The 25,066-nt window shown below is 73.4% G+C and carries 22 protein-coding genes and 2 pseudogenes; 16 read left to right on the top strand and 8 right to left on the bottom strand.

What is annotated here, in order from left to right; genetic code table 11:
• The first annotated feature begins 347 nt into the window (after positions 1–347).
• Together ACFV1W_RS31935 and ACFV1W_RS31930 are read left to right on the top strand one after the other, a co-directional pair.
• Positions 348–911 carry an ATP-binding protein gene (locus tag ACFV1W_RS31935; protein WP_380420741.1) on the top strand — a complete coding sequence of 188 codons (564 nt, stop codon included), beginning with the start codon at positions 348–350 and terminating at the stop codon, positions 909–911.
• A gap of 410 nt (positions 912–1,321) precedes the next feature.
• Positions 1,322–3,466, top strand: coding sequence for a SpoIIE family protein phosphatase (locus ACFV1W_RS31930; protein ID WP_380420740.1), 2,145 nt, complete (start codon positions 1,322–1,324; stop codon positions 3,464–3,466).
• Positions 3,467–3,559: 93 nt separating this feature from the next.
• On the opposite strand, the gene ACFV1W_RS31925 is transcribed toward ACFV1W_RS31930, so the two are convergent.
• On the bottom strand, positions 3,560–4,630 hold the full coding sequence (locus ACFV1W_RS31925; RefSeq protein ID WP_380420739.1) for a DUF2637 domain-containing protein: 1,071 nt from the start codon (positions 4,628–4,630) through the stop codon (positions 3,560–3,562).
• Here ACFV1W_RS31925 and ACFV1W_RS31920 point away from each other — a divergent pair.
• Positions 4,614–4,874, top strand: coding sequence for a hypothetical protein (locus ACFV1W_RS31920; RefSeq protein ID WP_380420738.1), 261 nt, complete (start codon positions 4,614–4,616; stop codon positions 4,872–4,874). The genes ACFV1W_RS31925 and ACFV1W_RS31920 overlap by 17 nt on opposite strands.
• Here the strand turns inward: ACFV1W_RS31920 and ACFV1W_RS31915 are convergent.
• The 4 genes from ACFV1W_RS31915 to ACFV1W_RS31900 all read right to left on the bottom strand — a co-directional run bounded on the left by ACFV1W_RS31915 (position 4,861) and on the right by ACFV1W_RS31900 (position 8,671).
• Positions 4,861–5,787: a (2Fe-2S)-binding protein gene (locus ACFV1W_RS31915; protein ID WP_380420737.1), complete on the bottom strand. Its 927-nt coding sequence runs from the start codon at positions 5,785–5,787 to the stop codon at positions 4,861–4,863. The two genes, ACFV1W_RS31920 and ACFV1W_RS31915, sit on opposite strands and share 14 nt — an antisense overlap.
• A 155-nt stretch (positions 5,788–5,942) precedes the next feature.
• On the bottom strand, positions 5,943–6,785 hold the full coding sequence (locus ACFV1W_RS31910) for a hypothetical protein (protein WP_380420736.1): 843 nt from the start codon (positions 6,783–6,785) through the stop codon (positions 5,943–5,945).
• A 255-nt stretch (positions 6,786–7,040) separates the two neighbouring features.
• Positions 7,041–7,901 carry a hypothetical protein gene (locus ACFV1W_RS31905; RefSeq protein ID WP_380420735.1) on the bottom strand — a complete coding sequence of 287 codons (861 nt, stop codon included), beginning with the start codon at positions 7,899–7,901 and terminating at the stop codon, positions 7,041–7,043.
• A 164-nt stretch (positions 7,902–8,065) separates the two neighbouring features.
• Positions 8,066–8,671: an NTP transferase domain-containing protein gene (locus ACFV1W_RS31900; RefSeq protein WP_380420734.1), complete on the bottom strand. Its 606-nt coding sequence runs from the start codon at positions 8,669–8,671 to the stop codon at positions 8,066–8,068.
• 140 nt (positions 8,672–8,811) lie between these two features.
• Here ACFV1W_RS31900 and moaA point away from each other — a divergent pair, with 140 nt between their 5' ends.
• Both moaA and ACFV1W_RS31890 read left to right on the top strand, forming a co-directional pair.
• Complete coding sequence (gene moaA, locus ACFV1W_RS31895; RefSeq protein WP_380420733.1) at positions 8,812–9,807, top strand: GTP 3',8-cyclase MoaA; 996 nt, start codon at positions 8,812–8,814, stop codon at positions 9,805–9,807.
• 146 nt (positions 9,808–9,953) lie between these two features.
• Complete coding sequence (locus ACFV1W_RS31890; protein ID WP_380420732.1) at positions 9,954–11,522, top strand: alpha/beta hydrolase; 1,569 nt, start codon at positions 9,954–9,956, stop codon at positions 11,520–11,522.
• A gap of 162 nt (positions 11,523–11,684) precedes the next feature.
• On the opposite strand, the gene ACFV1W_RS31885 is transcribed toward ACFV1W_RS31890, so the two are convergent.
• Positions 11,685–14,159, bottom strand: coding sequence for an ArnT family glycosyltransferase (locus tag ACFV1W_RS31885; RefSeq protein WP_380420731.1), 2,475 nt, complete (start codon positions 14,157–14,159; stop codon positions 11,685–11,687).
• A gap of 193 nt (positions 14,160–14,352) precedes the next feature.
• Positions 14,353–15,474: an alpha/beta hydrolase gene (locus ACFV1W_RS31880; RefSeq protein ID WP_380420730.1), complete on the bottom strand. Its 1,122-nt coding sequence runs from the start codon at positions 15,472–15,474 to the stop codon at positions 14,353–14,355.
• A gap of 148 nt (positions 15,475–15,622) precedes the next feature.
• Between ACFV1W_RS31880 and ACFV1W_RS31875 the strand changes: the two genes are divergently transcribed.
• The 5 genes and pseudogenes from ACFV1W_RS31875 (at position 15,623) to ACFV1W_RS31855 (ending at position 19,363) form a co-directional block, all read left to right on the top strand.
• Positions 15,623–16,543 (top strand): hypothetical protein, encoded by a 921-nt coding sequence (locus ACFV1W_RS31875; protein WP_380420729.1) that lies wholly within the window; start codon positions 15,623–15,625, stop codon positions 16,541–16,543.
• 127 nt (positions 16,544–16,670) lie between these two features.
• A pseudogene (locus ACFV1W_RS31870) lies at positions 16,671–17,357 on the top strand (trypsin-like peptidase domain-containing protein); the annotation flags it as partial.
• Positions 17,358–17,558: 201 nt separating this feature from the next.
• Positions 17,559–18,287: pseudogene (locus tag ACFV1W_RS31865) on the top strand (putative Ig domain-containing protein); the annotation flags it as partial.
• 150 nt (positions 18,288–18,437) lie between these two features.
• On the top strand, positions 18,438–18,668 hold the full coding sequence (locus tag ACFV1W_RS31860; RefSeq protein ID WP_380420728.1) for a hypothetical protein: 231 nt from the start codon (positions 18,438–18,440) through the stop codon (positions 18,666–18,668).
• Positions 18,669–18,697: 29 nt separating this feature from the next.
• Positions 18,698–19,363 carry an HAD family hydrolase gene (locus ACFV1W_RS31855; RefSeq protein WP_380420727.1) on the top strand — a complete coding sequence of 222 codons (666 nt, stop codon included), beginning with the start codon at positions 18,698–18,700 and terminating at the stop codon, positions 19,361–19,363.
• On the opposite strand, the gene ACFV1W_RS31850 is transcribed toward ACFV1W_RS31855, so the two are convergent.
• Positions 19,351–19,830 (bottom strand): SDR family NAD(P)-dependent oxidoreductase, encoded by a 480-nt coding sequence (locus tag ACFV1W_RS31850; protein WP_380420726.1) that lies wholly within the window; start codon positions 19,828–19,830, stop codon positions 19,351–19,353. The genes ACFV1W_RS31855 and ACFV1W_RS31850 overlap by 13 nt on opposite strands.
• Here ACFV1W_RS31850 and ACFV1W_RS31845 point away from each other — a divergent pair.
• From ACFV1W_RS31845 to ACFV1W_RS31820, 6 genes are all read left to right on the top strand, one after another.
• Positions 19,795–20,352, top strand: coding sequence for a transcriptional regulator (locus tag ACFV1W_RS31845; RefSeq protein WP_380420725.1), 558 nt, complete (start codon positions 19,795–19,797; stop codon positions 20,350–20,352). The genes ACFV1W_RS31850 and ACFV1W_RS31845 overlap by 36 nt on opposite strands.
• Before the next feature lie 97 nt (positions 20,353–20,449).
• A complete protein-coding gene (locus tag ACFV1W_RS31840) occupies positions 20,450–20,626 on the top strand; it encodes a hypothetical protein (protein ID WP_380420724.1) in 177 nt (58 codons plus the stop codon).
• Between the two features lie 42 nt (positions 20,627–20,668).
• Complete coding sequence (locus ACFV1W_RS31835) at positions 20,669–21,580, top strand: aminoglycoside phosphotransferase family protein (protein ID WP_380420723.1); 912 nt, start codon at positions 20,669–20,671, stop codon at positions 21,578–21,580.
• Between the two features lie 470 nt (positions 21,581–22,050).
• On the top strand, positions 22,051–23,124 hold the full coding sequence (locus tag ACFV1W_RS31830; protein ID WP_380420722.1) for a MerR family transcriptional regulator: 1,074 nt from the start codon (positions 22,051–22,053) through the stop codon (positions 23,122–23,124).
• A gap of 40 nt (positions 23,125–23,164) precedes the next feature.
• The gene (locus ACFV1W_RS31825) at positions 23,165–23,818 is read left to right on the top strand and encodes a hypothetical protein (RefSeq protein ID WP_380420721.1); all 654 of its coding nucleotides are present in this window, start codon (positions 23,165–23,167) and stop codon (positions 23,816–23,818) included.
• A gap of 245 nt (positions 23,819–24,063) precedes the next feature.
• Entirely contained in the window at positions 24,064–24,888 is an 825-nt protein-coding gene (locus ACFV1W_RS31820; protein ID WP_380420720.1) for an IS630 family transposase, read from the top strand.
• The last annotated feature ends 178 nt before the right edge of the window (positions 24,889–25,066 follow it).

Raw genomic sequence — 25,066 nt, 5'->3', positions numbered from 1 at the left:
GGTTCGGCTTGTCGGGCGTGCAGTGGGGGTGAGGACGCGGGGGCGGCGCGCGGTGGTGGCGGAGACGGGGCGCGCGGCCCGCGCACGGTCCGTACGGGCGCCGGGTGTGCGCGGGATCGGGTGGGGGCGGGCTCGAAAACAGCCTCTGCGCTTCGCAAACCTGTCCGGCGCGGGCAGTTGGATCACGTGAACCTCCCCGTGCCCCTTTCACCCCACGTGATCGGACGCACACTGTTGCAAACGCCGTCAACTGGGCATGAGGATGGGTGGTCAGAACGAGGGGGCCACCCGGCCGGCGGGGGATCCGGAGGCGGGGGCCCGGATTCGAGGGCGGGGGGCATGTGGTGATGGACGGTCAGTCGCGATTCCCGCGGCAGCGGACGAGTTCGGGCGACGCCTACCGGTCCGGGTCCACCCAGGGCCCGGTCAACGGCACCGGCACCGGCGTGGGGATCGGCATCGGAGCCGGAACCGGCACCGGCACCGGGACGGCCACGCCGGGTGCGTCGGCCCCGGGGTGCGCGCTGCACCGCCGGCTGCACCTGACGCTCGACCCGGCCGACCTGGTCGCGGTGGGCGCGGTCCGGCACCGGCTGCGCACGGCGCTGAGCCACTGGGGGGTGCCGGAGCTGTCCGACACCGCCGAGCTGCTCACCTCCGAGCTGGTCACCAACGCGCTGCTGCACACCACCAAGGGCGCGGTCTTCGACGCGGTGCTCGGCTCGGACAGCCGGCTGCGGGTCGAGGTGCAGGACGGTACGAGCCGGCTGCCCGGGCGTCGGCGCGATCCGGAGGCCGAGTACGCGACCTCGGGCAGGGGGCTGCTGCTGGTGGAGGCGCTCGCGGACTCCTGGGGCGTGCAGCTGCGGGGGGACGGCAAGGTCACCTGGTTCGAGCTCGCCCTGCCGTAGGTGCGCACCGACCCGGGTCGGGGCCCACGGACGCGCGATCGTTCGCCGTCGATCGATCCGTTCGCGGAGCAAGCCCTGAACCCAAGGCGGAGCGCAAGATTTCCGGCCCGTTGCCATTGCCGCTCAGCCGAACATTGGCCAGGATGGTGGGAACGTGTGTCCACGTGCGGGAAGCAGCGGGGAGAGCGAACCTCGACTGACCACCGTCCGTCGGCACCGTCCGATCCAGCACGACCCACCACACCGCCACGCGGCCCGTCCGGATGGTCGGCGCGGTCCGTCACGGCAGCGGCAGGAGCAGCATGCCCACTGAGCCCGAGTCGCCGGGGCCGGCCCTTCCCCCCGGCACGTCCGCCGTGGAGCCGCCGCCTGCCGTCCGCCCGCCCGCTCAGGCCACCCGCCGGAACTCCGTGCGCACGTCCCCCGCGCTCGCCTCCGGGCGGCTGGCGCCCGTGCTGTCCGGCGGGCTGCCGCCCTCCTCCGGCGACTCCATGCCGGACTGGCTGGAGCCCGCGATGGCCGCCAACGGCATCGGCTCCTTCGACTGGGACATCCGCCGCGACGTCCTGGAGGGCGACCAGCGGGCCTGCGCGATCATCGGCCTGGACTCCGTCGAGCGGGACCGCTTCGACCGCACGGCCGCCTCCTTCCTGTCCCTGCTGCACCCCGAGGACGCGCCCGTGGTGCGCCGCCGAGTGGAGCGGGCCGTCGCCGAGCTGGGCCAGTGCGGCGCCTACTACCGCACCGTCGGGCCGAACGGGACGATGCGCGCGGTGCGCTTCCGCGGCCGGGTGCTCGCGGACGCCTTCGGCCGCGCCTCCCGGATGGTGGGCTTCGTCTGGGACGCCACCGTGGAGCTGCACAAGCGCGACCGGGCCGACCGGCTCGCCCTGCTGCGCGAGGAGCGCTCCCGGTTCATCAAGGAGGCCGCGCGCGCCCTCTCCGAAGCGGTCACCGTCCGTGACGTGGCCCGGGTGTTCACCGAGCTGCCGCTGCCCGGTCTGCCGCCGGACGGCCTGGTGCTCGCCTCCTTCGAGGCCGGACGGGCCCGGATCCTCGGCGCCTCCGGCTACCGCTCCCAGGCGCTCGCCGTCTGGGACCGCGCCGTGCTGCCCGCCGGTCACCCGGCCGCCGAGGCGCTCAGGCACCGCGCCCCGGTCTTCATCTCCAGCCGGGAGGACTTCCGCGACCGCCACCCCGACGTCTGGGAGCAGACCAGCCGCACCGGCCGCGGCTCCTGGGCGTACCTGCCGCTGGTGGCCAGCGGCCGGGCGATCGGCGTCTGCGTGGTCAGCTTCGACGACGAGCGCGAGCTGGACGCCGACGAGCGCACCCTGCTGACCACCCTGGGCGGCCTGGTCGCCCAGTCGCTGGCCAGGGCCCGGCTGCACGACGCCGAGCACGAACTGGCGGCCGGCCTGCAACGGGTGATGCTGCCGCGCACCGTCCCGTCCATCTCCGGCGTGACCACCGCGGTGCGCTACCTCGCGGCCGGCTCCGGGTTGCAGATCGGCGGCGACTGGTACGACGTGGTGCCGCTGCCCGGCGGGCACGTCGGCCTGGTGATCGGCGACGTCCAGGGCCACGACGTGCACGCCGCCGGGATCATGGGCCAGCTGCGGATCGCGCTGCGCGCCTACGCGGCCGAGGGCCACCCGCCCGCCGCGGTGATGGCCCGGGCCTCCCGCTTCCTCGCCGACCTGGACACCGACCACTTCGCGACCTGCACCTACGCCGAGGTCAACGTGGACTACGGCGTGGTCTACGCGGTCCGGGCCGGCCACCTCGACCCGGTGGTGCGCCGCGCGGACGGCACCGCCGCGGTGCTGCCGGTGGCCGGGGGGCTGCCACTGGGCATCGACCCGGACCAGGAGTACCGGGTCACCCGGTTCAGCCTGGACCCGGGCGAGACGGTGCTGCTGTGCACCGACGGCCTGGTCGAGGCGCGCGGCATGGACCTGGACGAGGGCATCGGCCGGCTGACCAGCACGCTGGCCCGCCCGCTGCCGGTCGCCGACGAGTCGGCCCGCGACCCGCTGGAGGAGCTGGCCGACCGGATCGCCTCCCAGGCCGCCGACTCCAGCGAGCGCGAGGACGACATAGCGCTGCTGCTCCTGCGCTGGGACGGCCCGGCGGGCGGGCTCGCCGCCCAGCAGCTGCGCCGCCGGATCGGCCAGGCGGACCTGGCGAGGGTCGCCGAGGTCCGCGCCGAACTGCGCGACGCGCTGCGCCGCTGGGGCGTGGCCGAGTTCATCGACACCGCCGAACTGCTCTCCTCCGAGCTGGTCACCAACGCGATCCGGCACACCGACCGGGACGCCATGTTCACCGCCCGGCTCTACCGGGAGTCGGCCTCGGACGGTGGCCGGGCGCGGCTGCGGGTCGAGGTGGAGGACGAGTCGGACCTGTGGCCGACCCGCCGGACGCCGGGGGAGCAGGCCTCCTCCGGACGCGGGCTGATGCTGGTCGAGGCGCTGGCGGACGCCTGGGGCGTGGAGCCGCGCGGGTCCGGCAAGCGGATGTGGTTCGAGCTCAGCGGGGCGAACGCGGCCTGACCGTTCCGGGCCGGGGAGTGACCGTTTGGGGCCGGGGCCCGGTCGTTCCGAGTCGGAGTCCGACCGTTCCGGGCCGGGCGGGCCCGGAACGGATCAGCCGAACTGCTGCTCCAGGTCCTTCAGCTTGCGCTCCAGCGAGTCCAGCCGGGGCAGGGCGACGGTGTCCTCGTCGACGGTGAGGTCGATGGTGCGCCGCTCCGGACGGGCCGGCAGGCCGGGCTGGACGACGGTGCCCTCGGCCGCCTCGACCTCGCGCGCACCGGGCTCGGGAGAGGCCGCGGCCCCGACCTCCCGCGCGCCCGCCGGGCGCTCGGCCCCGGGCCCGCCGGCTATCGCGGACTCCGAGCCGGCCGACTCCAACTGCCGTGCGCCGCCGCGTCCGCGCCAGTGGCCGCCGCTCCGGTTGATCGCCCGGATCTCGGCCCGCTCCCGGCGGCCGGCCAGCTTTCGGCGCTCCTTCTCCAGCGCGCGCTCCCGCTTGTCGTCGCGGACCTCGTCCACCGCCTCGTCCAGGCTGCGCACGCCCTCCAGGAGCATTAGCGACCAGGCCGCGTAGGTCTCGCGCGGGGCGCGCAGCCAGCGGACGATGCGGATCTGCGGCAGCGGGCGGGGTACCAGGCCCTGCTCGCGCAGTGCGGCCCGGCGGGTCTGCTTGAGCGCCCGGTCGAACAGGATCGCGGCGGACAGCGACATGCCGGAGAAGAACTGCGGGGCGCCGGCGTGGCCGAGGCCCCGCGGGGCGTGCACCCAGTTGAACCAGGCCGAGGCGCCGGCGAAGAGCCAGACCAGCAGCCGGGAACCGAGCGCCGCGTCGCCGTGGCTGGCCTCGCGGACGGCGAGGACCGAGCAGAACATCGCGGCGCCGTCGAGCCCGAACGGGACGAGGTACTCCCACCCGCCGGAGAGGCCGAGGTTCTGCACGCCGAAGCCGACCAGCCCGTGGAAGGAGAGCGCGGCCGCGACCCCGGCGCAGCAGAACAGCAGCGTGTAGGAGGCGGCGCCGTACAGGGATTCCTTGTTGCGGCGCCGTTCCTCGGATCGCTCCCAGGAATCCCCGCCGGCGGCGGATCCCCGGCTTCGGGCCAGGGCCACCAGGAGGGCGCTGACCAGCAGCCCCGCCACCCCGGTGACGGCCCAGCCGAGCGGTATGTCGGACAATTTCATCGCCGGAACCAGCCTCGCTTTCTGCGTCGCGTTCCTGCGCCGCCCACTGCGCTCCAGCAGCGCGGCGGGGACCATCATGACGGATGCCCGGCGGGCGGAAGGCGGATTCTCCGTCAATGCGCTGGGGAGAGGGATTTCTGACCTGTCGCCAATCGCATGGTCATATGAATTCGACGTGGGAGGCTCCCGGAATTGCGGGCTTTTCGAATCCGGAATCGGACGGATTTTCGTCAACGTCGCGTGACGCGGGGGCAGCCGCCGCACATCTCCCCGGGTCCGACGGTGTAGACGAGGCAACAGCTGGCCCGGGCCCGGTCCGTACCCGAAGCGCCGGTGCGGCCGGGAGCCGGGGGCGGGAAACCGGCGCCCGGGGTGAAGGGGGCCGGGGCGGGGGCGGGGGCAAGGCCCGCGCCGGGCGCGCACGCCGGTCCGGCGGACGGACCCCCGGGCGCCAGCAGCGCGGACAGTTCGGCGCGCGCCCGCTCCCGCTCCCCGAGGAGACCGCCCGCGTACCAGAGCCCCTCCACCACCGCGTCGGTGGCCATCGCCCACAGCACCCGCGGTCCGCGCCGCACCTCCGGGCCGAAGGCGGTCAGCACCGGGGCGAGGAACTCGCCGAGTGAGCGGCGCAGTCGGGCCGCCAGCGCGTTCTCGTCCGGCGCCGTACGGGCCCCGGGCGAGCCGGCCGCCGGGTCGTCCGGCAGGCAGACGAAGGCCTCCAGGCGCACCGTCAGCTCCGCCGCGGCGGAGCCGCGGCGCAGCGAGACGTCGTCGGGGCCGAGCAGCGGGACGCGCCGCTCCAGGAACCACGGCACGGTGAACAGCAGTGAGACCGGCCAGACCAGGCGGTGCAGCCCGAAGCCGGCCGCCACGTCCGGGCGCAGCGGCCGCCCGTAGCGGGCGAGGTCCTGGCGGGCGTCGTGGGCGACCAGTTCGCGCACGGCGTCCGGGTGGGCGGTGAGGTCGGCGAGGGACAGCCAGCCGCCGCCCCGGCGGGGCGGGGCGCAGCGCACGTCCACGCCCGGGGTCGATGCGGTCAGCCGGTGGTACGAGGGCGCGCAGGGGGTGGGGCTTTCCAGCGCGTGGGCCGGAGTGTGCGCCTCGGTGGTGCGGGGGGCGCACGGCGCGGGGCCGGGCCGGGTGCTGCTCGCGGTCATGGCGGGCCCCTCGGGTCGACCGGGGCCGCCGGTGGGCCGGCCGCCGGGCCCCGGCCGCGAGGCGCCGGGCCCGGCCGGACCGGGGCGCGGCGGTGCCCGGGGAACAGCAAGGCGACCCGTCCGGGGAACTGCTCTCCGGACAGGTTAGGCTCACCTTAGCTGATGGTCCCCCGGGCCTCGCTGGCGATGCGCCCGTCCGGGGGAGGCCCCGGCGCGCGCACGGTGCCCAGCTGGCGTGCGAGCCAGACCGGCACCCCGCCCAGGGCGTGCACCAGGCGGGCGGCCTCGGCGCGCAGCCGCGCGGCCTCGGGGGGTTCGGACACCTCGGCGAGCGCGGCGAGCGCCGGCGCCACCCCCACCGTGAAGCCGAGTTGCTCGCGCAGCCGCAGGGAGGCGTCGAAGCCCTCCCGGGCGTTGCCGCGCTCCCCGCGGGAGAGTGCCAGCGCGGCGAGGTGCCGCCAGGTGTAGGAGCGCAGCAGTTCGTCCCCCCGCTCGCCCGCGCCCTCGTGCGCCCGGCGGTAGGCGATCCAGGCGGCGCTGCGGTCGCGCAGCAGGTTCTCGGCGACCAGTCCGCGCCGGAAGTCCAGCAGCGGGCGGCCCGGGGCGTCCGGCGGCAGCAGGGCCGAGGTGCGGCCCAGTGCGGCCTGCGCCTCGTCCAGCCGGTCGCGCGGGCCGAGCACGCTGGCCAGGTAGGCGAGGAAACCGCGGGCGCAGGCGGCGGCCGCGCGCTGCTCGGTGCCCTCCGCCAGGGCCTCGGCGAGTCGTAACGCCTGTTCCGCCTGGGCCCACTGCGAGGCGGTGAACAGGCACTGTTCGATGAGGAGTTCGGCCCGTGTGAGGGCGACGGTCGGGTCGTGTTCGGCCGCGGGTCGCAGCAGTTCGGCGGCTTCCTGCCAGCACCCCCGGGACCGCAGCCGCCACACGGTGTCGCCCGGTTCCTCCGCCGCCGCCCGCCCCCGTCCGTCCGGGCCGTTCGGGCTCCATCCGTGCTCCGACAACGCCACCTCCTTGTGTGCGCCATCCGGCAGGGCACGGACCTGCCCCTGGGGCCCTGCCGCCGCGACCGTGCGCATGGCGACGGCAGGGCGAAAGGCCCGCGCTGTGGCGGCAATTCAACACGGGGGCGAGCTTGTGCACCAGATCACGAGCGGAGGTTGTTGCTTTTGCCGGGCAAATGATCTAGGGGTGCGCCCCGGCGTCGCGGACCTTCGGCGGGATCCGCACGGCACGCCCTGCGGGAGCAACAGCTCGGGTCAGGAGGTCCAGCCGGTCTCCATCAGGGCCTCGGCGGCGCCGTTGGCGGGCTGCGGCACGCCGGCCAGATCCAGGCTGAACAGGGCGACCAGCAGTTGTTCGCCGCGCACGGTGGCCTGGTGGGAGTAGCCGGCCAGGGTGAACATGGCGGCGGCCATCTCCTCGGCGTGCAGGGTCTGCAGCCACAGGCACTCGACCGACTTCACGTCGGCGGGCTCGGTCCAGGTGTCGACCTGGGCCACCATCCGACTGCCCAGCAGGGTGACGCCGTCGCGTTCCTGGGCCTCGGTCAGCTCCAGGTCGTCGAAGCCGAGCCACTCCAGGTAGCGGGCGGCGGTGAACACCGCGTCCTGCGAGGTGCGCACCGGGTGGGGCCGGAACGGGGTGCGGTGGCGGAACGGGCGGGAGCGGCCGGCCGAGCCGCCGGGGGCCGCGGGAGGGGCGGGCACGGGGGTGTTCACCGGGTGCGCCGGGGACGGGCGGGAGGACTGCGGGCCGGGGGCGGCGAGCGGGCCGGCCGTGCCGCTGCCCAGCCGGGTGGTGCGGTCCACCGGGAGCCGTACGGTGGCGCCGCAGTTGCAGGTGAACTCGGGCTGCGGCCACTGGTCGGAGCGGCCGCAGTGCGGGCAGCGCATGCTCAGCCAGGAGTCCTCCCAGGAGCGGAACCGCACCTGCACCGGCACCCCGCCGCGCAGCAGCGGCACCTTCAGCGAGGCGCCGCACGGGCAGGGCAGCGACGGCGGTTCGTACAGGTGCTCGCGGCGGCAGGCGGGGCAGCGGATCGCCCGGGCGGCACCGGCCGTCCCGGGCCCTGGCCGCGAGGGGTCGTGTCCGGTGAAGTCGTCGGGCAGTCCTGCCATCGCGGGCTCCGTCCGTCGGGGGGTCGGGTGGGTGGATGCCTCCCATGCTCCCCGAAACCTCCGGCCCTGGGCGCGGAATGGGGCAATCCTCAGGGACAGATCAGGGCAGGCGGCTCGGCCGGACCCTTCGCAGGGAAGAGGCGCCGTCGGCGTACGGCGGGAGGTCAGCGGACGGACCAGCGGGCCAGGTCGGCGGGGGTGTCGAGGTCGTCCGGGACGGCGACGTCCGCGCACTCGACCAGGACGAGCTCCGCGGCGTGCGCCGCCAGCAGGGTTCGGGCCCCGGCGTCGCCGGCGGCGCCCTCGACCGCCTCGGCGAAGTGCCGCGCGCCGATCAGCACCGGGTGTCCGCGCCGCCCGCCGTACGCCGCCGCGGCCAGGTCGGCGCCGGCCCGGTGCGCGGCCAGCAGCCGGGCCACCGCGGCCGGGGTGACGCCCGGGGTGTCGACCAGCATCACCAGCACCGCCGGGGCGTCCGGCGCCAGCGCGGCCAGCCCGGCCCGCAGCGAGGAGCCCATGCCCTGGGCCCAGTCCGGGTTGGCCACCAGCCGGCAGCCCGGCAGGTGCGCGGTGGAGCGGACCCGGCCGCGCTCCGCGCCCAGCACCACCGTGACGTCCTGGCATCCGCCGGTCCGTACGGTGGCCACCGCGTGCTCCACCAGCGGTCGGCCGGCGTACCGGATCAGCGCCTTGGGCCGCCCGCCGAGCCGGCGTCCGCCCCCGGCGGCGAGGACGAGGGCCGGGACGGCGGCGGGCGGTGTGGTCTGCATGCGCCCAGCCTGCCCGCTCCGGGGGCGCCCGCGCAGCGGTTCGGGCTTGTGCGAATCCACAAGCAGAAGGCGCGGGTCGGGGGCGCTCCCCGGTGGTTCGGCCGCTGGTCCGGCGGCGCGCTTGCCCCTGTACTGGGGCGATGAACACCGCACCGCGCCCGCTGGTGGACCGCTTCGGGCGGGTCCACACCGATCTGCGGGTCTCGCTGACCGACCGCTGCAACCTGCGCTGCACCTACTGCATGCCGGCGGAGGGGCTGGACTGGCTGCCCCGGCCGGAGGTGCTCGACGACGACGAGGTGGTGCGCCTGGTGCGGATCGCGGTGCGGCGGCTGGGGGTGCGCTCGGTGCGGCTGACCGGCGGGGAGCCGCTGCTGCGCCGGGGGCTGCCCGGGCTGGTCGGGCGGCTGGCGGAGCTGGGGGTGGAGCTGTCGCTGACCACCAACGGGATCGGCCTGGCGCGTACGGCGGTTCAGCTCCGGGAGGCGGGGCTGGGACGGGTGAACGTCAGCCTGGACACGCTGCGCGCGGACCGGTTCGCGGCGCTCACCCGGCGGGACCGGATCGGCGACGTGTTCGCCGGACTTGCGGCGGCGAAGGCGGCCGGGCTGGACCCGGTGAAGGTCAACGCCGTGCCGGTGCGCGGCGTCAACGAGGACGAGATCGCGGAACTGGCGTCCTTCGCCGTCGAGCACGGCTACCGGATGCGCTTCATCGAGTCCATGCCGCTGGACGCGCAGGGGAGTTGGGACCGGGCCGCGATGGTGACGGCCGACGAGGTCCTGGCCCGGCTGGGCGAGCGCTTCGACCTCGTCCCGGTCGGGCGCAGCGGCAACGCCCCGGCGGAGGAGTGGCGGATCGCCGGGACGGACACGGTGATCGGGGTGATCGCCTCCGTCACGCGGCCCTTCTGCGGCGGTTGCGACCGGGTCCGGCTGACCGCCGACGGGCAGCTGCGCAACTGCCTGTTCGCCACCGAGGAGTCGGACCTGCGGGTACTGCTGCGCGGTGGCGCGGACGACGGGCGGATCGAGGCGGCCTGGCGGGCCTCGGTGGCCGGCAAGGGGCCCGGACACGCCATCGGCAGCGCCGACTTCGTCCGGCCCGAGCGGCCGATGTCGGCGATCGGAGGCTGAGCGCGGCCGGTGACCGGGCCCGCCGGGTAACCGGGCCGGGCAGGAACCGGGCTCGTCGGGGAACGCGGTGACGAGGCGGCGACAGGGCGGGAGAAGGCGACGTGCCCCGGGAGCGCGCGGGGTGGTATTCGTGGGCGGTGTCCCCGATGACCCCCCGCCTCCCGCGGCGCGCCCTGCCCGCCCTCGCCGCCCTCCTCCTCGCCCTGCCCGCCGGCTGCTCCGGCCCCGGCGACGCACGCGACGCGGGCGCCCCGGCGAGCCGCCCGCCCCTCGCCGAACGGGTCTCCGCCGACACCTCCCCGGCCCTGCGGGCCTTCTACGACCAACGGCTCGACTGGACGCCCTGCGACGCCGACGCGGACCCGGCCGACCAGGACGAACCCATGCTGCAGTGCGCCACCCTCAAGGTCCCGCTGGACTACGCCGACCCCGGCGGCCGCACCGCCGACGTCCCCGTCGCCCGGGTGCCCGCCGCCGACCCCGGCCACCGCACCGGCGCCCTGCTGCTCAACCCCGGCGGCCCGGGCATCTCAGGCGTCAACCTGGCCCGGCGCTGGAAGGGCAGCCAGGGCCCGCTGCGCGACCACTTCGACCTGGTCGGCTTCGACCCGCGCGCCGCCGGCGGCACCCTCCCCGTCCACTGCCTGGACGACCGCACCCGCGAGCAGTGGACCAGCACCGACGACCCGGCCTACGACCACGGCCAGGTCCTCGCCGACGCCTGCCGTGCCAAGTACGCCGACGTGCTCCCCCACCTCGGCACCCGCAACACCGCCCGCGACATGGACGTGCTGCGCGGCGCCCTCGGCGAACGCAAGCTCGACTTCTTCGGCCTCTCCTACGGCACCTACCTCGGCGCCCTCTACGCCGAGGAGTTCCCCGACCGCACCGGCCGGCTCGTCCTCGACGGCGCCGTCGAACGCAGCACCGACCTGATGCACCTCAACGGCGAAGAGGCCGCCGCCACCGAGGCCGCCTTCCGCGCCTACGCCACCGGCTGCGCCGCCGACGGCGACACCTGCCCGCTCGGCAGCGACCCGGCCACCGCCCCCCAGCGCCTCGCCGGCTTCCTCGACGGCCTCAAGGACCACCCGCTGCCCGCCCACGACGGCCGCACCCTCACCGCCGCCCTCGCCTGGACCGGCGTCCTCGACGCCCTCGACGACGGCCGCCGCAACTGGCCCCGGCTGCGCGCCGCCCTCGACCCGGCCCTCGCCCACGGCGACGCCGACGAACTGCTCAAGCTCGCCGACGGCACCACCGGCCGCGACGAGGACGGCCACTACGACACCGCCGCCGACGCCTACGCGGCCATCCACTGCGCCGACGCCCCGCTCGCCCCCACCGACGCGGACCTGCGCGCCGCCCTCGCCGACCTCGCCGCCCGGGCCCCGCTCACCAGCCGGCACGACACCCGGATCACCCTGCTCGACCCCGACTGCCGCCGCTGGCCGTACCGCTCCACCGAGCAGCCCCACACCGTCACGGCGGTCGGCAGCGCCCCGATCCTGGTGATCGGCGGAACGGACGACCCGGTCACCCCCTACGCGTGGGCGCAGCGGATGGCGGCCGGGCTGCAGCACGGGGTGCTGCTCACCCGCGACGGCGACGGGCACATGTCCTGGGACCGCAGCGGGTGCGTGCGCGACGCCGTCGCGGCGTTCCTGGTGGACGGGGTGCTGCCGGCCGCCGGGGCGCGCTGCGCCTCGGACTGAGCCGGGAACGCGAAGAGGGGGCGCGCCGCGCAACGCGGCACGCCCCCTGGGGAGTTCGGGCCCCGGGCCAGGGTTCCCGGCGCCCGGCCCCGGCTCGGGAAGCCGGATCTGTCAGGACTACGGCCCCGTCAGGACTACGGCCCCGTCAGGGTTTCGGCCCCGTCAGGGCTGCGGCGCCGTGAGGTCGTAGAAGGTGGCCCCGCCGACCGTCCTGGCGGTGAAGTGGCCGGTCACCCAGGCCTCGATCTGGGCGGCCTCGGTCTGCTGGCCGCCTTCGCCGCCCTCACCGCCCGCGCCGCCGCCGAAGCCGCGGCGCGAGCCACCGGCGATGAACCAGTGCACCTTGCCCTGCTGGACGTACTTCTGGAAGCCCTCCAGGCTGAGCGAGGGGTCCGTCCCGTTGAAGCCGCCGAGGGCCATCACCGGCTTGCCGGTGGCGAGTTGGTAGCTCGCGGCGTTCTGCGAGCCGGTGGTGGCGGCCGCCCAGGTGTAGCGGCCGGCGTCCTGCGAGAGCAGCGCCGCGGCCTCGTCGCTCACCTTGGTGCCGCCGAGCAGGCCGCCCATGCCGCCGCCGGGACCGCCGGGACCGCCGGGGTTGTTCGCACCCTCGGGGTCCTGGCCGCCGGGGAAACCGCCCGGGAAGCCCGTGGCACCGCCGTTGCCGCCGGCACCGGCACCGCGCTCGTGGTGGCCGCCGGGGGCGGTGCCGCCTCCGGCGCCCCGGCCGGCGCCGCCGTTGAAGCCGCCCTGGCCCCGGGTGCCGTGGCCGCCTTGGCCGTTCTGACCGCCCTGACCGCCGGGGGAACCGCCCCAGCCGCCCTGACCGCCCCAGCCGCCCTGGCCGTTCTGACCACCCTGGCCGTTCTGACCGGCCTGGCCGCCCTGGCCGGACATCCGGCCGTTGCCCGTCGCGCCCTTGCCGCCCTTGCGGCCGAACGACCCCGGCCCGAACGCGCCCTTCACGGACGGGCCGGCGGTGACGATCGAGCCGTTGTGCGCGGTGCCCACGGTGTCCACCGCGTAGGCGGCCGGACCGCCGAGCGCCGCCGCCACGCCCACCAGGCCCGCCACCGAGGCGATCCGCGCGCCCGTCCGTCCGGAGACCCCGCCGACGTACTGCCCGGCGACCAGCGCGGCCGCCGCCGCCAGCCCGCCGACCAGCACCGCCCAGCGCAGCCAGGGCAGGAAGTCGGCGCTGCGGCCGAGCAGGACGAACGCCCAGACCGCCGTCACCGCGAGCACGCCCGCCAGCAGCAGCGCGTACGGCAGCCGGTGCCGCGCCCGCCACAGCCCGTCCACGCCCATGCCGACCAGGGCCGCGACGGCCGGGGCCAGCGCCACCGTGTAGTACTGGTGGAAGATCCCGGACATGAAGCTGAAGATCAGCGCGGTGGAGATCAGCCAGCCGCCCCAGACCAGGAACGCCGCGCGGGCGGTGTCCGGACGGGCGTAGCGGCGGGTCGCCCACAGACCGACCACCAGCAGGATCAGCGCGGCCGGCATCAGCCAGGCGATCTGCCCGCCGATGTCGCTGCCGAACAGCCGGGTGATGCCGGTCTGGCCCCAGCCCCGGTTGTGCATCGCGCCGCCCGGCAGGTCGAGCCCGGTCGGGAGGCGGCCGCCGCCGCCCACGCTGCCGCGCTCGTTGCCGTCGACGCGGCCGAGGCCGTTGTAGCCGAAGGTCAGCGAGAGGAAGCTGTCGTCCTGCGAGCCGCCGACGTACGGGCGGGCCGAGGCGGGCAGCAGCTCCACGATCGCCACCCACCAGCCGGCCGAGACCACCAGGGCCACACCCGCGAGCAGGGTCTGCCGCAGCCGCCGCCAGAAGCCGGTCGGGGCCACGACCAGGTAGATCACCGTGAAGGCAGGCAGGATCAGGAACGCCGCCAGGGTCTTGGTGAGGAACGCGAGGCCGAACATCGCGCCGGTGAACAGCAGCCACCGGGTGCTCGCCGTCTCGACCGCCCGCACCATCCCGTACGCGGCCAGGGTGAGCAGCAGCACCAGCATGGCGTCCGGGTTGTTGAAGCGGAACATCAGCGTCGCGACCGGGGTGAGCGCCAGCGCGGCGCCGGCCAGCAGGCCGCCCAGCGGGGAGAAGCGGCGGCGCACCGTGGCGTAGAGCACGCCCACGGTGGCCGAGCCCATCAGCGCCTGCGGGACCAGGATCGACCACGAGGAGAGGCCGAAGATCCGCACCGACAGCTCCATCGGCCACAGCGACGCCGGGGGCTTGTCGACGGTGATGAAGTTGCCGGCGTCGGAGGAGCCGAAGAAGAAGGCCTTCCAGCTCTGGCTGCCGGCCTGGACGGCGGCCGAGTAGAAGGCGTTGGCCCACCCGGAGGCGCCGAGGCCCCACAGGTAGAGGACGACGGTCGCGGCCATCAGCGCCAGCAGGGCGGGGCGCACCCAGCGCGGGTCGTCCGCGCGGCCGCGCCAGGCGCGGGCCGGAAGGGTGCGCAGCCGACCGGACCAGGAGGCGGGGCCCTTGGGGCCGACGGGCGGCAGGGGCTGCTCGGGGAAGAGCGATGCCGGGCCCGGTCGGCCGGTGCCCGGCTGCGGCACCTCCGGCGGCGGATAGTTCGCGGCCTCGGGCCACGGATCGCCGGCCGGAGGGGAGTAGCTGCTCGTGGTCATGGGCCATACCGTGCGTGGCGAGGCTGAGAGAACCGTGAGACGCGGCTGTGAGACGGGTGTGATGTGTCCCGCTTCACCCGGGGGGCACTCGGGGGGCTCACCCGCGTCCGGGGGGCTCACCCGGGCGTCCGGGGAGTTCAGGGGGTTCTCGCTCCTGGTTCGCCCGGGACGTGTCGACCTCCGCGCCGCCCGCTCAGACGGCGGCCGGCATGGTGATGTGCTTGCCCAGCCATTCCAGGGCCGGGGGGATCTCCCGGGTCCAGGTGTGGAAGTTGTGGCCGGCGGTGTCCAGGGTGATGGTCGACATCTTGGTGGGGGCCTTGAAGGCGGCGACCATGGCCTTGGTCTCGTCGTAGTTGTTCTCGTCGTACGCGGTGGTCAGCAGCAGCGAGACGGGGGCGGCCGGCTGGTTCTTCAGCCGCCACAGCAGGTCGTTCTCCTGCTTGAGCTTGTCGTTGCCGCCGAACAGGTCGCCGGTGGTCGGGTCGTGGGCTGCGCTGTAGTACCCGGAGAGGGCGACCGCCGCCGGGTAGGAGTCGGGCTTGCGCAGCGCGAACTTGAGTGCGCAGTAGCCGCCGGTGGAGTTGCCGATCACGGCCCGGTTGGCCGGGTCGGTGCCGATCCGGTAGGTGGTGGCGAGGGCCTTGGGCAGGTCGCTGGTGAAGAAGGTCTCGACCTGGGGGCCGTTCGGGACGTCGACGCACTCGGTGTCCCGGTCGCCGACCAGGGTGGGGCGGGTCATCACCAGGATGGTGGGCGGCAGCTTCTTCTGCTCGATCGCGTCGAGGGTGGACGCCGGGTACTGCATCAGCGAGATCAGCTTCTCCGGGGTGCCCGGGTAGCCGGTGAGCACCACGGCCATCGGGAAGCGCTGCTTGGTGAAGCCCGGCTGGAAGTACTGCGGCGGGAGGTAGACGTACGCCTCGGTGCTCAGGCCGCTGCCGGCTCCTTTGATGTCGACCTTCTGGATCAGCCCGGAGCGGTCCGGCTCCGAGCCCTGGGCCGAGTAGAACTTCTGCTCACCGGTGACGGACACCCCGGAGGCGTTCGGCTGGTGGTCGACCACTGTGCCGAGACCGCCGCTGGTGCCGAGCAGGTCGGTCCAGGAGCTGTAGAAGCCGAAGTAGCTGTTGGCGATCAGGCCCATGGCGACCAGCACCGAGAGCTGGGTGGCCAGGAAGGCGCCGATCCGGCCCAGCCAGGACTTCCAGCCCTTCCCGCCGAACTTCGGCCAGAACCACATGGTGGCGGCGAAGACGACGATCGCGATGACCGAGGCGATGATCTGGAGGGGGAGTCCGGTGAGACTGAGCACGCGCCCGATCGTAGTTGACCCAGATGGGTGGGCCGGGACGGCCCCTTCGGGTGATCTATTGAAACCTGTTGACCGGGAGGTCCGCGCTCGGCAGCATGTCACGGGGTGTGCGCGTGCTGTGCGCGCCGGGTGTCGGTGGGGTGGGGTCATGAGGTCCTTCGGCAAGGCCGGTCTGGCCGTCGGTACGGCGCTGCTGCTCGCGGCCTGCTCCGGCGGTGGGGGCGATGACACCCGCTCCTCGTCCACCGGTACGGCGACGGGCCTGACCGTGCCTCAGGTCACGCCGACGCCGTACGGCCCGGTGCTCAGCGCGAGCATCGACCCGCTCAACGCCGCGCTCGCCCAGGTGGCGGGGGCCAAGAACCTCGCCGACCTCGGCACCGTGCTCACCACCGTCTCCACCAGCGCGCAGGCGGCCGCCGCGAGCCTGAGCAGGGCGGACCAGCCGGCTGCGGTCTCCAAGGACCAGACTCTGCTGGTGGTCGCGCTGAAGCTGCTCGCCAAGGACGCGACCACGGTCCGCGGTGACATCAAGTCCCACAGCGTCTGCGCCCTGGGCTCGGCCGAGGCCGAGCTCGGCGCCTCGCAGGGGCTGGCGGAGGTGTCGGCGGCCCTGGGCAAGATGGCGGAGGCCGGCTACTCGACCACCTTCGCCGTCCCGCAGCTGCCGAAGCAGCAGTCCCGCTCGCTGGACAACGGCACGATGGTCAGCAAGGGCAAGCTGCGCGGCGACGGCGTGTTCAAGGTCGACAACGGGACCAAGAAGGACGCCGTCGTCTCGCTCGTGCTGAACGGCAAGACGGTGCACTCGATGTTCGTGGCCAAGGGGCAGAAGGCCGACATCGAGGGCGTGGAGGACGGGACGTACGACGTCTACGTCTCCGAGGGCGTGGACTGGGACTCCGAGGCCAAGGCCTTCACGCAGAGCTGCGCGTTCACCAAGTTCGACGACAACTTCCCGTTCGAGACCGGCCGCACTTCGACCTCGTGGGAGATCACCCTCCAGCCCGTGGTCGACGGCAACGCCAAGACCAACGACGTGGACCCGGACTCCTTCCCGCAGCCGTAGCGCTCCCCAGGCCCGCACCCGTGCCGCCCGTAACGGGCATATCGGGACGGGTGGTTGCCGCCGGGTGGCACAACAGGCGGTGGTGAGTGGCGAGTTCGGCCAGAACGGTTGACCCCTTGAAGTGACCATGGCACTTTCGTGCGGCGCGGGCCTCGGCGACCGGTCGTACACCCCGCGATCCCCCACAAGGAGAGCCATGTTCAAGAGACTTGTCGCGGTGGCCGGCACGAGCGCCGTCGTCGCGAGCGGGCTGGCCTTAGCCGCCGTCCCCGCGCACGCCGTCCAGGCGGCCGACCTGACGTCCACCATCGCCCTGGACGACTGCTCGGCCTCGCTGGTCCGCTTCCCCGCCTCGGTGGCGGGCGACCGGGCCATGATGCTCACCAACGGGCACTGCCTGCCGACCATGCCCCCGTACGGCCAGGTCATCCAGAACGTCAGTGCCAGCCGCAGCGGCACCCTGCTGGACGGTGCCGGCAACAGCCTCGGCACCGTGCAGGCCGACAAGGTGATCTACGCGACGATGACCGGCACCGACGTCGCGCTCTACCAACTCACCGACACGTACGCCTCGATCGGCTCCAAGTACGGCGCCACCGCGCTGACCGTCAACGACGCCCACCCCACCGACGGCGCCTCGATGTACATCCCGTCCTCGTACTGGAAGCAGGTCTGGAACTGCTCCGTCAACGGGTTCGTGCCCACCCTGCGCGAGGACCAGTGGACCTGGCACGACTCGCTGCGCTACAGCTCCGGCTGCAACACCACGCACGGCACCTCCGGTTCGCCGATCATCGACTCCGCGAGCGGGCGGATCGTCGGCATCAACAACACCGGCAACGACGACGGTGAGATGTGCACCCTCAACAACCCCTGCGAGGTCGCCGCCGACGGCTCCACCAAGGCCACCAAGGGCCAGAGCTACGGTGAGGAGACGTACTGGTTCACCACCTGCCTGAACTCCGGCCGCGCCATCGACCTCACCGTGCCCGGCTGCCTGCTCACCAAGCCGGCCGGTGCCGCCGTCTCGGTGGTCAGCCCCGGTGACCAGTCCACCACGGTCGGCGGCGCGGTGAACCTCCAGATCAACGCCTCCGGCGGCACCGCCCCGCTGTCCTACAGCGCGACCGGCCTGCCCGCCGGGCTGTCGATCAACTCCTCGACCGGCCTGATCTCCGGCACCGTCTCCACCGCCGGAAGCTCCAGCGTGACCGTCACCGTCACCGACACGGCCGGCAAGTCGGCCACCACCAGCTTCGGCTGGACGGTCGCCGGCAGCGGCGGCGGTTCCTGCACTCCGGCGCAGCTGCTGGGCAACCCGGGCTTCGAGACGGGCTCGGCGGCGCCGTGGACGGCTTCGAGCGGTGTGGTCGACAACAGCTCCTCGCAGGCGGCGCACGGCGGCAGCTGGAAGGCCTGGCTGGACGGCTACGGCAGCAGCCACAGCGACACCCTGTCCCAGACGGTCACCGTCCCGGCGGGCTGCAAGGCGACGCTGAGCTTCTGGCTGCACGTCGACACCGCCGAGACGGGCTCGACGGCGTACGACAAGCTGACCGTGTCGGTGAACGGCACCACGCTGAAGACCTACTCCAACGTGGACGCCGCCACCGGTTACCAGCAGCGCACCTTCGACCTCTCGGCTTACGCGGGCAAGAGCGTCACCGTGAAGTTCGCCGGCACCGAGGACTCCTCGCTGCAGACGAGCTTCGTGATCGACGACGCCTCGATCCAGACCAGCTGACGCCACATCGGTAGGGGGCCCGGCGGCTTCGGCCGCCGGGCCCCGCCGTTTGCTCAGGGTCCGCTCAACTCCCCTGCCTCACAGGGGTTGATGGCTGGGCTCCCAATTGACGTGGACCGGGCAGGGGAGTCCGTCCGCGCACGGACCGGGGTGGGTGAAACGGCTCACCTGGACTTCGAGCGACGGGTGAATCCGTGGCTCGAAGTCGAGGTCGGCGCGCGCTTCGCCCTTCAGGTGCCGGACAGGAGTCACCGGGCGATCCTCGACATCCTGCTTAAGGCCGCCAAGGCCGTCGTGGCGGACTTCCCCTGCTCGAACCCGGTGAGATTGCCGGACAGTGTTCCGCAGTCGGCGGGGAACTTCCCGTCGCCGAATCACTGACCGGATCGGGACCGCCCTATGCTGATCCGATGATCGACCCGATAGACCTGGTGATATTCGACTGCGACGGCGTCCTGGTGGACAGCGAGGTGATCGCCGTCCGCGTCCTGGTGCGGCTGGGGGAGGAGTTCGGCTGGCCGCTGACCGAGGCGGAGGCGATCGAGCGGTTCGTCGGGCGGTCGGAGGCGGCCAACCACGCGATGGTCGCCGAGCGGCTCGACGAGGAGACCGCGACGCTGTTCGACAAGCGCTTCCGCGAGTTGCACGCCGAGGCCGTGGACGCCGGGCTGACGCCGGTGGACGGGCTGCCGGAGGCGCTGGACGCGCTGGAGGCGCTCGGGCTGCCCACCTGCGTGGCGTCCAGCGGCACCCACGAGAAGATGCGCCACACCCTGGGGCGGACCGGGCTGTACGGCCGGTTCGAGGGCCGGATCTTCAGTGCCACCGAGGTCGGGCGCGGCAAGCCCGCACCCGACCTCTTCCTGCACGCCGCCCGCCGCATGGGCGTCGATCCGGCCCGCTGCCTGGTGGTCGAGGACAGCGGGCCCGGCGTGCAGGCCGCCCGCGCCGCCGGGATGCGCGCGCTCGGCTACGCGGGCGGCGTGACGGCGGCGGAGCGGCTGGCCGGGCCGGGCACGGTCGTGTTCGACGACATGCGCGGGCTGCCCGGCCTTGTCGCCGCCTACCAGGGGTAGTTGCCGCCGTCGGGGTGGAAGAACTGGCCGCTCGGCCCTGCCAGCGCCTCGCCGAGCTGGCGGGCGATCCGGCGGCCGCCCTCCTCGACGCTGGACGGGCCGGAGTGGTGGTTGAGGTCGGTCGCGCAGTGGCCCGGCTCCAGCGAGCTGACCTTGATGCCGGCGTCCCGCAGACTGCGGGCGTAGACCAGGGTGACGGCGTTGAGCGCGGCCTTCGAGGAGTTGTAGCCGAGCAGCATGGTGTGTTCCCCGGCCGGGTGGTCGAGGTCGGTGAGGACGGCGGAGCTGCCGAGGCCGCTGGAGACGTTGCCGATCAGGCCGGCCGGGGACCTGTGCAGCAGCGGCAGCATGGCGTTGGTGACGGTGACGACGCCGAACACGTTGGTCTCGTACGTCTCGCGCAGGTCGGCGAGCCGCCGCTGCCTCCGAGTGTGCTGCCGCGCGACGTACGGCCCGGCGTCCTGCACCTGCTCGACCGGCTGGACGACACCCCGGCCATGGTCTGCAGCGCCGCCCGCGACATCCTCGCCTGGAACGCCATGGCGGCCGCGCTGCTCGGTGACTTCTCCGCCTCGCCGCCCGCGGAGCGGAATTTCGTCTGCCGCTTCTTCACGGATCCGGCTGCCCGCGCCCTCTACGAGCCCTCCGATCAGGAGGCGTTCGCCCGTCGTGCGGTCGCGGACCTGCGCTCGGCCGCCGCCCGCTACCCCGCCGACAGCGGGGTGCGCCGCCTGGTCGACCGGCTGCACGCGGACAGCGCCGAGTTCCGCGAACTGTGGGCCCGGCAGGACGTCGAGGTGCGCCGCTCGACCCGCAAGCGCATCCTCCACCCTGTGGTCGGTCCGCTCGACCTCGACTGCGAGGCGCTGCACGATCCCCACCGGGACCAGTGGACGATCTTCTACACCGCCGCACCCGGCACCCCCTCGCACTCGGCCCTGCGACTGCTCAAGGTGGTGGGGAGTCAGGACCTCGCGGCTCGGCACTGAGCCGCCGACCGCAGGGCGGGGACGGCGAGGTCCAGGAACTCGCGTACGGGGCCCGGCCGGTCGACGTCCGCCGGGACGGCGAGGCAGGTTTCGCCGGGTGGGAAGGACGCTGCTGCTGATGGGCCCGGGCTGGGTGCGCACCGAACTCGGCGGATCCGGGGCCGAACTGAGCGTGGACGAGAGTGTTCCGGGAGTGGCGGACACGATCGAGCGGCACCGGGGCAAGGGCGGCCTGCACTTCGGGGACCACCTGGGCCAGGTCGTGCCCTGGTAATTCGTTTGCCGGGCGCGATCGGTGCTGGCAGGGTCGGGCGCCATGCCCCAGAAGATGCACGCGGACGAACTGGACATCGACGACGCCCTGGTCCGCCGGATGGTGGCCGCGCAGTTCCCGCACTGGGCCGGACTGCCGGTCGAGCTGGTGGACTCCGCCGGGACCAGCAACGCGATGTACCGGCTGGGCGAGGACCTGGTGGTGCGGATCCCGCGCATCCCGGGGGCCGCCGAGGACATCGCCAAGGAGCACACCTGGCTGCGCCGCCTGGCGCCCGGACTCCCGGTCGCCGTACCGGTGCCGGTGGGGCTCGGCGAGCCGGTGGACGGGTGCCCGTGGCAGTGGTCGGTGCTGCGGTGGCTGGAGGGGGCCAACCCGGTCGCCGGGTATGTGTCGCGACCCGAGCTGCTGGCCGCCGACCTGGCGTCCTTCGTGACCGAGATGCACCGCGTCGACCCGGCCGGCGGTCCGGCCTCCTACCGCAGCGAGACGCTCGCGGCGCGGGACACGGCGGTCCGGCGGGCGGTCGCGGCGCTGGCCGATGTGGTTGACATGGAGGCCGTAACTGCCATATGGAATAACGGACTTGCGGCGCCCGAGCATCCCGGCGCACTCGTCTGGATCCATGCCGACCTCCAGCCCGGCAACCTGCTGGTCGACGGGCGCGGCCGGTTGAGCGCCGTCATCGACTTCGGCTGCGCGGGCCTCGGCGATCCGGCCGTGGACCTGATCCCCGCCTGGTACGTGCTCCCGGCGCCCGTACGCGACGCCTTCCGGACGGCCGTCGGCGCCGACGACGCGGAGTGGGCGCGGGGGAGGGGCTGGGCACTGTCCGTTTCGCTGATGGAGCTGAGCTACTACCGTGAGACCAACCCCCGGATGGCCCGCACCGCCCGGTACGTGATCGGCGAGCTGCTCGCCGATCAGTACGCTGTACGACATACACATTCTTGATGACCCCACCCTGTCGCCCCGGCTCCGCAGCTTCCTTGAACCGCATTCGCGGCGACGTGCACCAATGTCTGCCGATCGGATCAGGCAGCACGCCACGGCCGTCGACGTCGCCGGGTTCGAGCATGCCGCGGGACCCGAGATCGTGGACGCGACGATCCGGTTCGAGGAGCGGTACGGCGGCCTGTCCTACTCGCCGCGGGGCGGCAACGCCAACGAGAGCAGGTGCGTGGCGTCGTCGGGATCGCCGTCGACCGTCAGCCGGTCCCGCCGGGAGAGGGCGGGGCTCGCCACCGCCACGGCCGTCCCGTACCGCCGGACCCGTACCCCGGGGCCGAGTCGACCCTCAGCGGTCGAGTTTGGAAGTCCTTCGGAGGTTGACGCTGAGGAAGCTCTTGCGCCAGGTGAAGGCGTGGAACGCGGGCGAAGGGCGAGTTGACCTTCAAGTTGGATGAACGTCGACAATCGGGGCCATGGACGGCACCACGGAACTACTCAGCATTAGCGCCTTCGCGCGGCGCGTCGGTCTCGCTCCGAGCGCCCTGCGTTTCTACGACGACTGCCGTGTCCTGCGGCCGGCGTGGGTTGACGGCGCGACTGGATACCGCTTTTACAGCCCTGCGCAGGAGGCCCGTGCCGCTCTCCTACGCGGTCTGCGAGATGCGGGACTGCCGCTGGCTGAGGTTGCCGTGGTGCTCGACGGGCCCGAGCGCGAGGGTCGAGAGGTGCTGGAGCGGCACCTGGAGAGGATGCGGGACCGGACGCAGGCGGCCAAGACCGCCATCGCGGCGGCTCTGCGATCCCTCTCGACTGCCGACAGCAAGACGGAAGCGCGAATCGGCGGCGCGGAGTTGGCCAGCGCTGTCCGCCAGGTGGTGCCGGCCGCAGCCTCCGACGTGGAACGCCCTGCACTTGGCTGCGTCCTCATCGAGATCGATGACGGCGAGGTCCACCTGGTGGCTACCGATCGCTATCGCCTGTCGATGCGTGTCCTGAGGCCTGCGGCTCTCGAGGGAGGGCCCTGCCGCCTGCTGGTGCACGCGGCTGACCTGATCGAGTTCGGGCAATGGGCGGCGCGATTTCACCAGGTCACTATTCAGGTCGGACCGGACGGGACCCGAGCACGCAGTACGTCAGAGTCCCGTGTCCTGGTGACGGTCGATGACCAGTTCCCTGACTACCGCGAGATGCTCTCGGCTCTGGCTCCGCCCGAATACCGCGTGATCGTGGATCGCCTGGCCCTTCGCGACGCGGTCAACAGTCACGGCGACGCTGCACGTATCGCTCTGAGCTTCTCGGGCGACGAGATGACCGTCTCTCTTCCCGATCACTCCATCGCCACCACCCTGCCCGCGGTCTGCCATCAAGACCTGCCGCAGCGGATCGGCTTCGACCCTGCCGTCCTGGCTCCCGCTCTGGAGGCCGGCGTCGGGCCTGACGTCCTGCTGGAGATCGCCGCCGCAGACCGACCTGTCGTGGTGCGCTCCGCAGACCAGGGCAGCTTCACCACCCTGGTCATGCCGGTCGCCCTCAACACCTCCAGCTGATCCTCCCTCGTCACCGCGCCCTCATCACCTCAGGAGAACCATGACCGACCCCGAGAACGTCGTCGTGCAGCTGTGCGTCCAGGGCATGCAGGCCGAGACCGAAGGACGAGACTCCCGAGCCCGGGACCTGTTCCTTCAAGCGTGGGAAGCAGCCGAGGACGACTACGACGCCTGCATCGCCGCGCACTACCTCGCCCGGCACCAGCCCACACCGCAGGAGACCCTGCACTGGAACCAGGAGTGCCTGAACCGGGCCGACAAGGTCGGCGACGATCGTGTCCGCGGCTTCTATGCCTCCCTTCATGGCAACATGGCCCGGGCCCACCGGGACCTGGGCCAGATCGACCAGGCCCGCGAACACTTCGAGTCCGCCGCCAAGCACATCGACGACGTCCCAGCCGGCCCCCACCAGCAATGGCTCCGCTACCGCATCGCCGCGGGACTGCGTGCCACCACTCCGGCCGCACCACAGCAGCACGAAGACCCGGTCGGCGAACTCCTCACCAAGCTCTGCGCACGCGCGGACCTCGAAGCTCTGAGTTTGCTGTTGCCCCCGTACATGGGCAGCCTCGGCACACCCGAGGACGAGGAACGCATCACCGCCGCCATGCGCATGCTCCACGCCGAGCGTCGCCTTCCCGACGATGAGCAGACCGCCCTCAGCCACGCGATCAAGGTCCGGTCCGCCGCGTGAGCGCCCGCGACCCTCGGTGACACGCGAGACACGAGCGTAGGCCACCGACCGCCTTCCTGGGCGCCGACGAACCTTCAACGATCATGGTAGCCCGCCGACCTGACGGTCGGCGGGCCATCAACATGCCGGTCCCTACCGCTCTTTCTTCTGCCTCCTTGGAGATCCAACGAGGCAGAAGGAAGAGCGGTGGACAGTCGAAATCATTCAGGCCTACCAGCCTGCCGCAGGATCCGGGGGACGGGTACGTGGCCATACGCGCTGCCGTGGCGGTGGTGCTGACCGCCTCCGAGCGCCACCAGCTGAAGAAGATGGCTTACGGGCACAAGACTCCACACCAAGCCCGGCAGCGTGCCGCAGTCGTCCTCTTCGCGGCACGTGGCCGGAGTAATGCCAGGATCGCCGCCGAGACCCACCTGCACGTGGACACGGTCCGGACCTGGCGCGGCCGGTTCGCCCACGGCGGGCTGCCGGCTCTGGCCGACCGCAAGCGCTCCGGGCGCCCCGCCCGTTTCACCTCCGTGCAGGTCGCCGCGGCCAAGGCGCTGGCCTGCCAGCTGCCCGCCGAGACCGGCGTGCCACTGGCGCGCTGGTCCTGCCTGGAGCTGGCCGCCGAGCTGACCGCGAGCGGGATCACCGATACCGTCTCCGCGTCCACGGTGCGCCGCTGGCTGCGCGAGGACGCCCTCAAGCCCTGGCAGTATCGGTCCTGGATCTTCATCCGCGACCCCGACTTCCACATCAAAGCCCAGCGTGTCCTGGACCTGTACGCCCGTACGTTCGAGGGCGTCCCGCTGGGCGAGGGCGAATACGTCCTCTCCAGCGACGAGAAAACCGCCGTCCAGGCCCGCCGCCCGCGCTGCCATCCGACCCTGGCCCCGGGCCGGGCCCGGGCGATGCGCGTCAACCACGAGTACGGCCGCGGCGGCGCGCTGGCCTACCTCGTCGCCTGCGACGTCCACCGCGCCCGGGTGTTCGGCCGTTGCGAGCCGAGCCACATGGGCGCAGGTCACCGCGTCAGACGATTTCGACGACCAGGTCACCGTCGTTCTGACCCGCAACGGGCAGGGTGATGTGATCTCCAGCGAACCGCTGTACGTCCAGGCTCTTTGAGTCTTCGCCATCGTCGAACATGCAGGTGGCGCTCGCTCGGGATACTTGTCAACGGCCTTGAAGGTCTCCCCGTAGGCGGCCATGAGTTCTCCCCGCTGGCGGCCACGGAGTCTTCCCCAACGGCGGCCAGTTATCTCC

This window comes from Kitasatospora sp. NPDC059648, assembly GCF_042734825.1.
Taxonomy (GTDB): domain Bacteria; phylum Actinomycetota; class Actinomycetes; order Streptomycetales; family Streptomycetaceae; genus Kitasatospora.
The sequence above is the reverse complement of the archived record's forward strand: the minus strand, read 5'-3'. Positions and strand labels throughout refer to the sequence as shown.

Excerpts from the sequence above, each read along its gene's own strand:
- ACFV1W_RS31935 (WP_380420741.1), top strand. The coding sequence starts at position 348 with ATGGACGGTCAGTCGCGATTCCCGCGGCAGCGGACGAGTTCGGGCGAC.
- ACFV1W_RS31920 (WP_380420738.1), top strand. The coding sequence starts at position 4,614 with ATGTCGGACAATTTCATCGCCGGAACCAGCCTCGCTTTCTGCGTCGCG.
- ACFV1W_RS31925 (WP_380420739.1), bottom strand. The coding sequence starts at position 4,630 with ATGAAATTGTCCGACATACCGCTCGGCTGGGCCGTCACCGGGGTGGCG.
- ACFV1W_RS31915 (WP_380420737.1), bottom strand. The coding sequence starts at position 5,787 with ATGACCGCGAGCAGCACCCGGCCCGGCCCCGCGCCGTGCGCCCCCCGC.
- ACFV1W_RS31905 (WP_380420735.1), bottom strand. The coding sequence starts at position 7,901 with ATGGCAGGACTGCCCGACGACTTCACCGGACACGACCCCTCGCGGCCA.
- ACFV1W_RS31900 (WP_380420734.1), bottom strand. The coding sequence starts at position 8,671 with ATGCAGACCACACCGCCCGCCGCCGTCCCGGCCCTCGTCCTCGCCGCC.
- moaA (WP_380420733.1), top strand. The coding sequence starts at position 8,812 with ATGAACACCGCACCGCGCCCGCTGGTGGACCGCTTCGGGCGGGTCCAC.
- ACFV1W_RS31890 (WP_380420732.1), top strand. The coding sequence starts at position 9,954 with ATGACCCCCCGCCTCCCGCGGCGCGCCCTGCCCGCCCTCGCCGCCCTC.
- ACFV1W_RS31885 (WP_380420731.1), bottom strand. The coding sequence starts at position 14,159 with ATGACCACGAGCAGCTACTCCCCTCCGGCCGGCGATCCGTGGCCCGAG.
- ACFV1W_RS31875 (WP_380420729.1), top strand. The coding sequence starts at position 15,623 with ATGAGGTCCTTCGGCAAGGCCGGTCTGGCCGTCGGTACGGCGCTGCTG.
- ACFV1W_RS31855 (WP_380420727.1), top strand. The coding sequence starts at position 18,698 with ATGATCGACCCGATAGACCTGGTGATATTCGACTGCGACGGCGTCCTG.
- ACFV1W_RS31835 (WP_380420723.1), top strand. The coding sequence starts at position 20,669 with ATGCCCCAGAAGATGCACGCGGACGAACTGGACATCGACGACGCCCTG.
- ACFV1W_RS31830 (WP_380420722.1), top strand. The coding sequence starts at position 22,051 with ATGGACGGCACCACGGAACTACTCAGCATTAGCGCCTTCGCGCGGCGC.
- ACFV1W_RS31825 (WP_380420721.1), top strand. The coding sequence starts at position 23,165 with ATGACCGACCCCGAGAACGTCGTCGTGCAGCTGTGCGTCCAGGGCATG.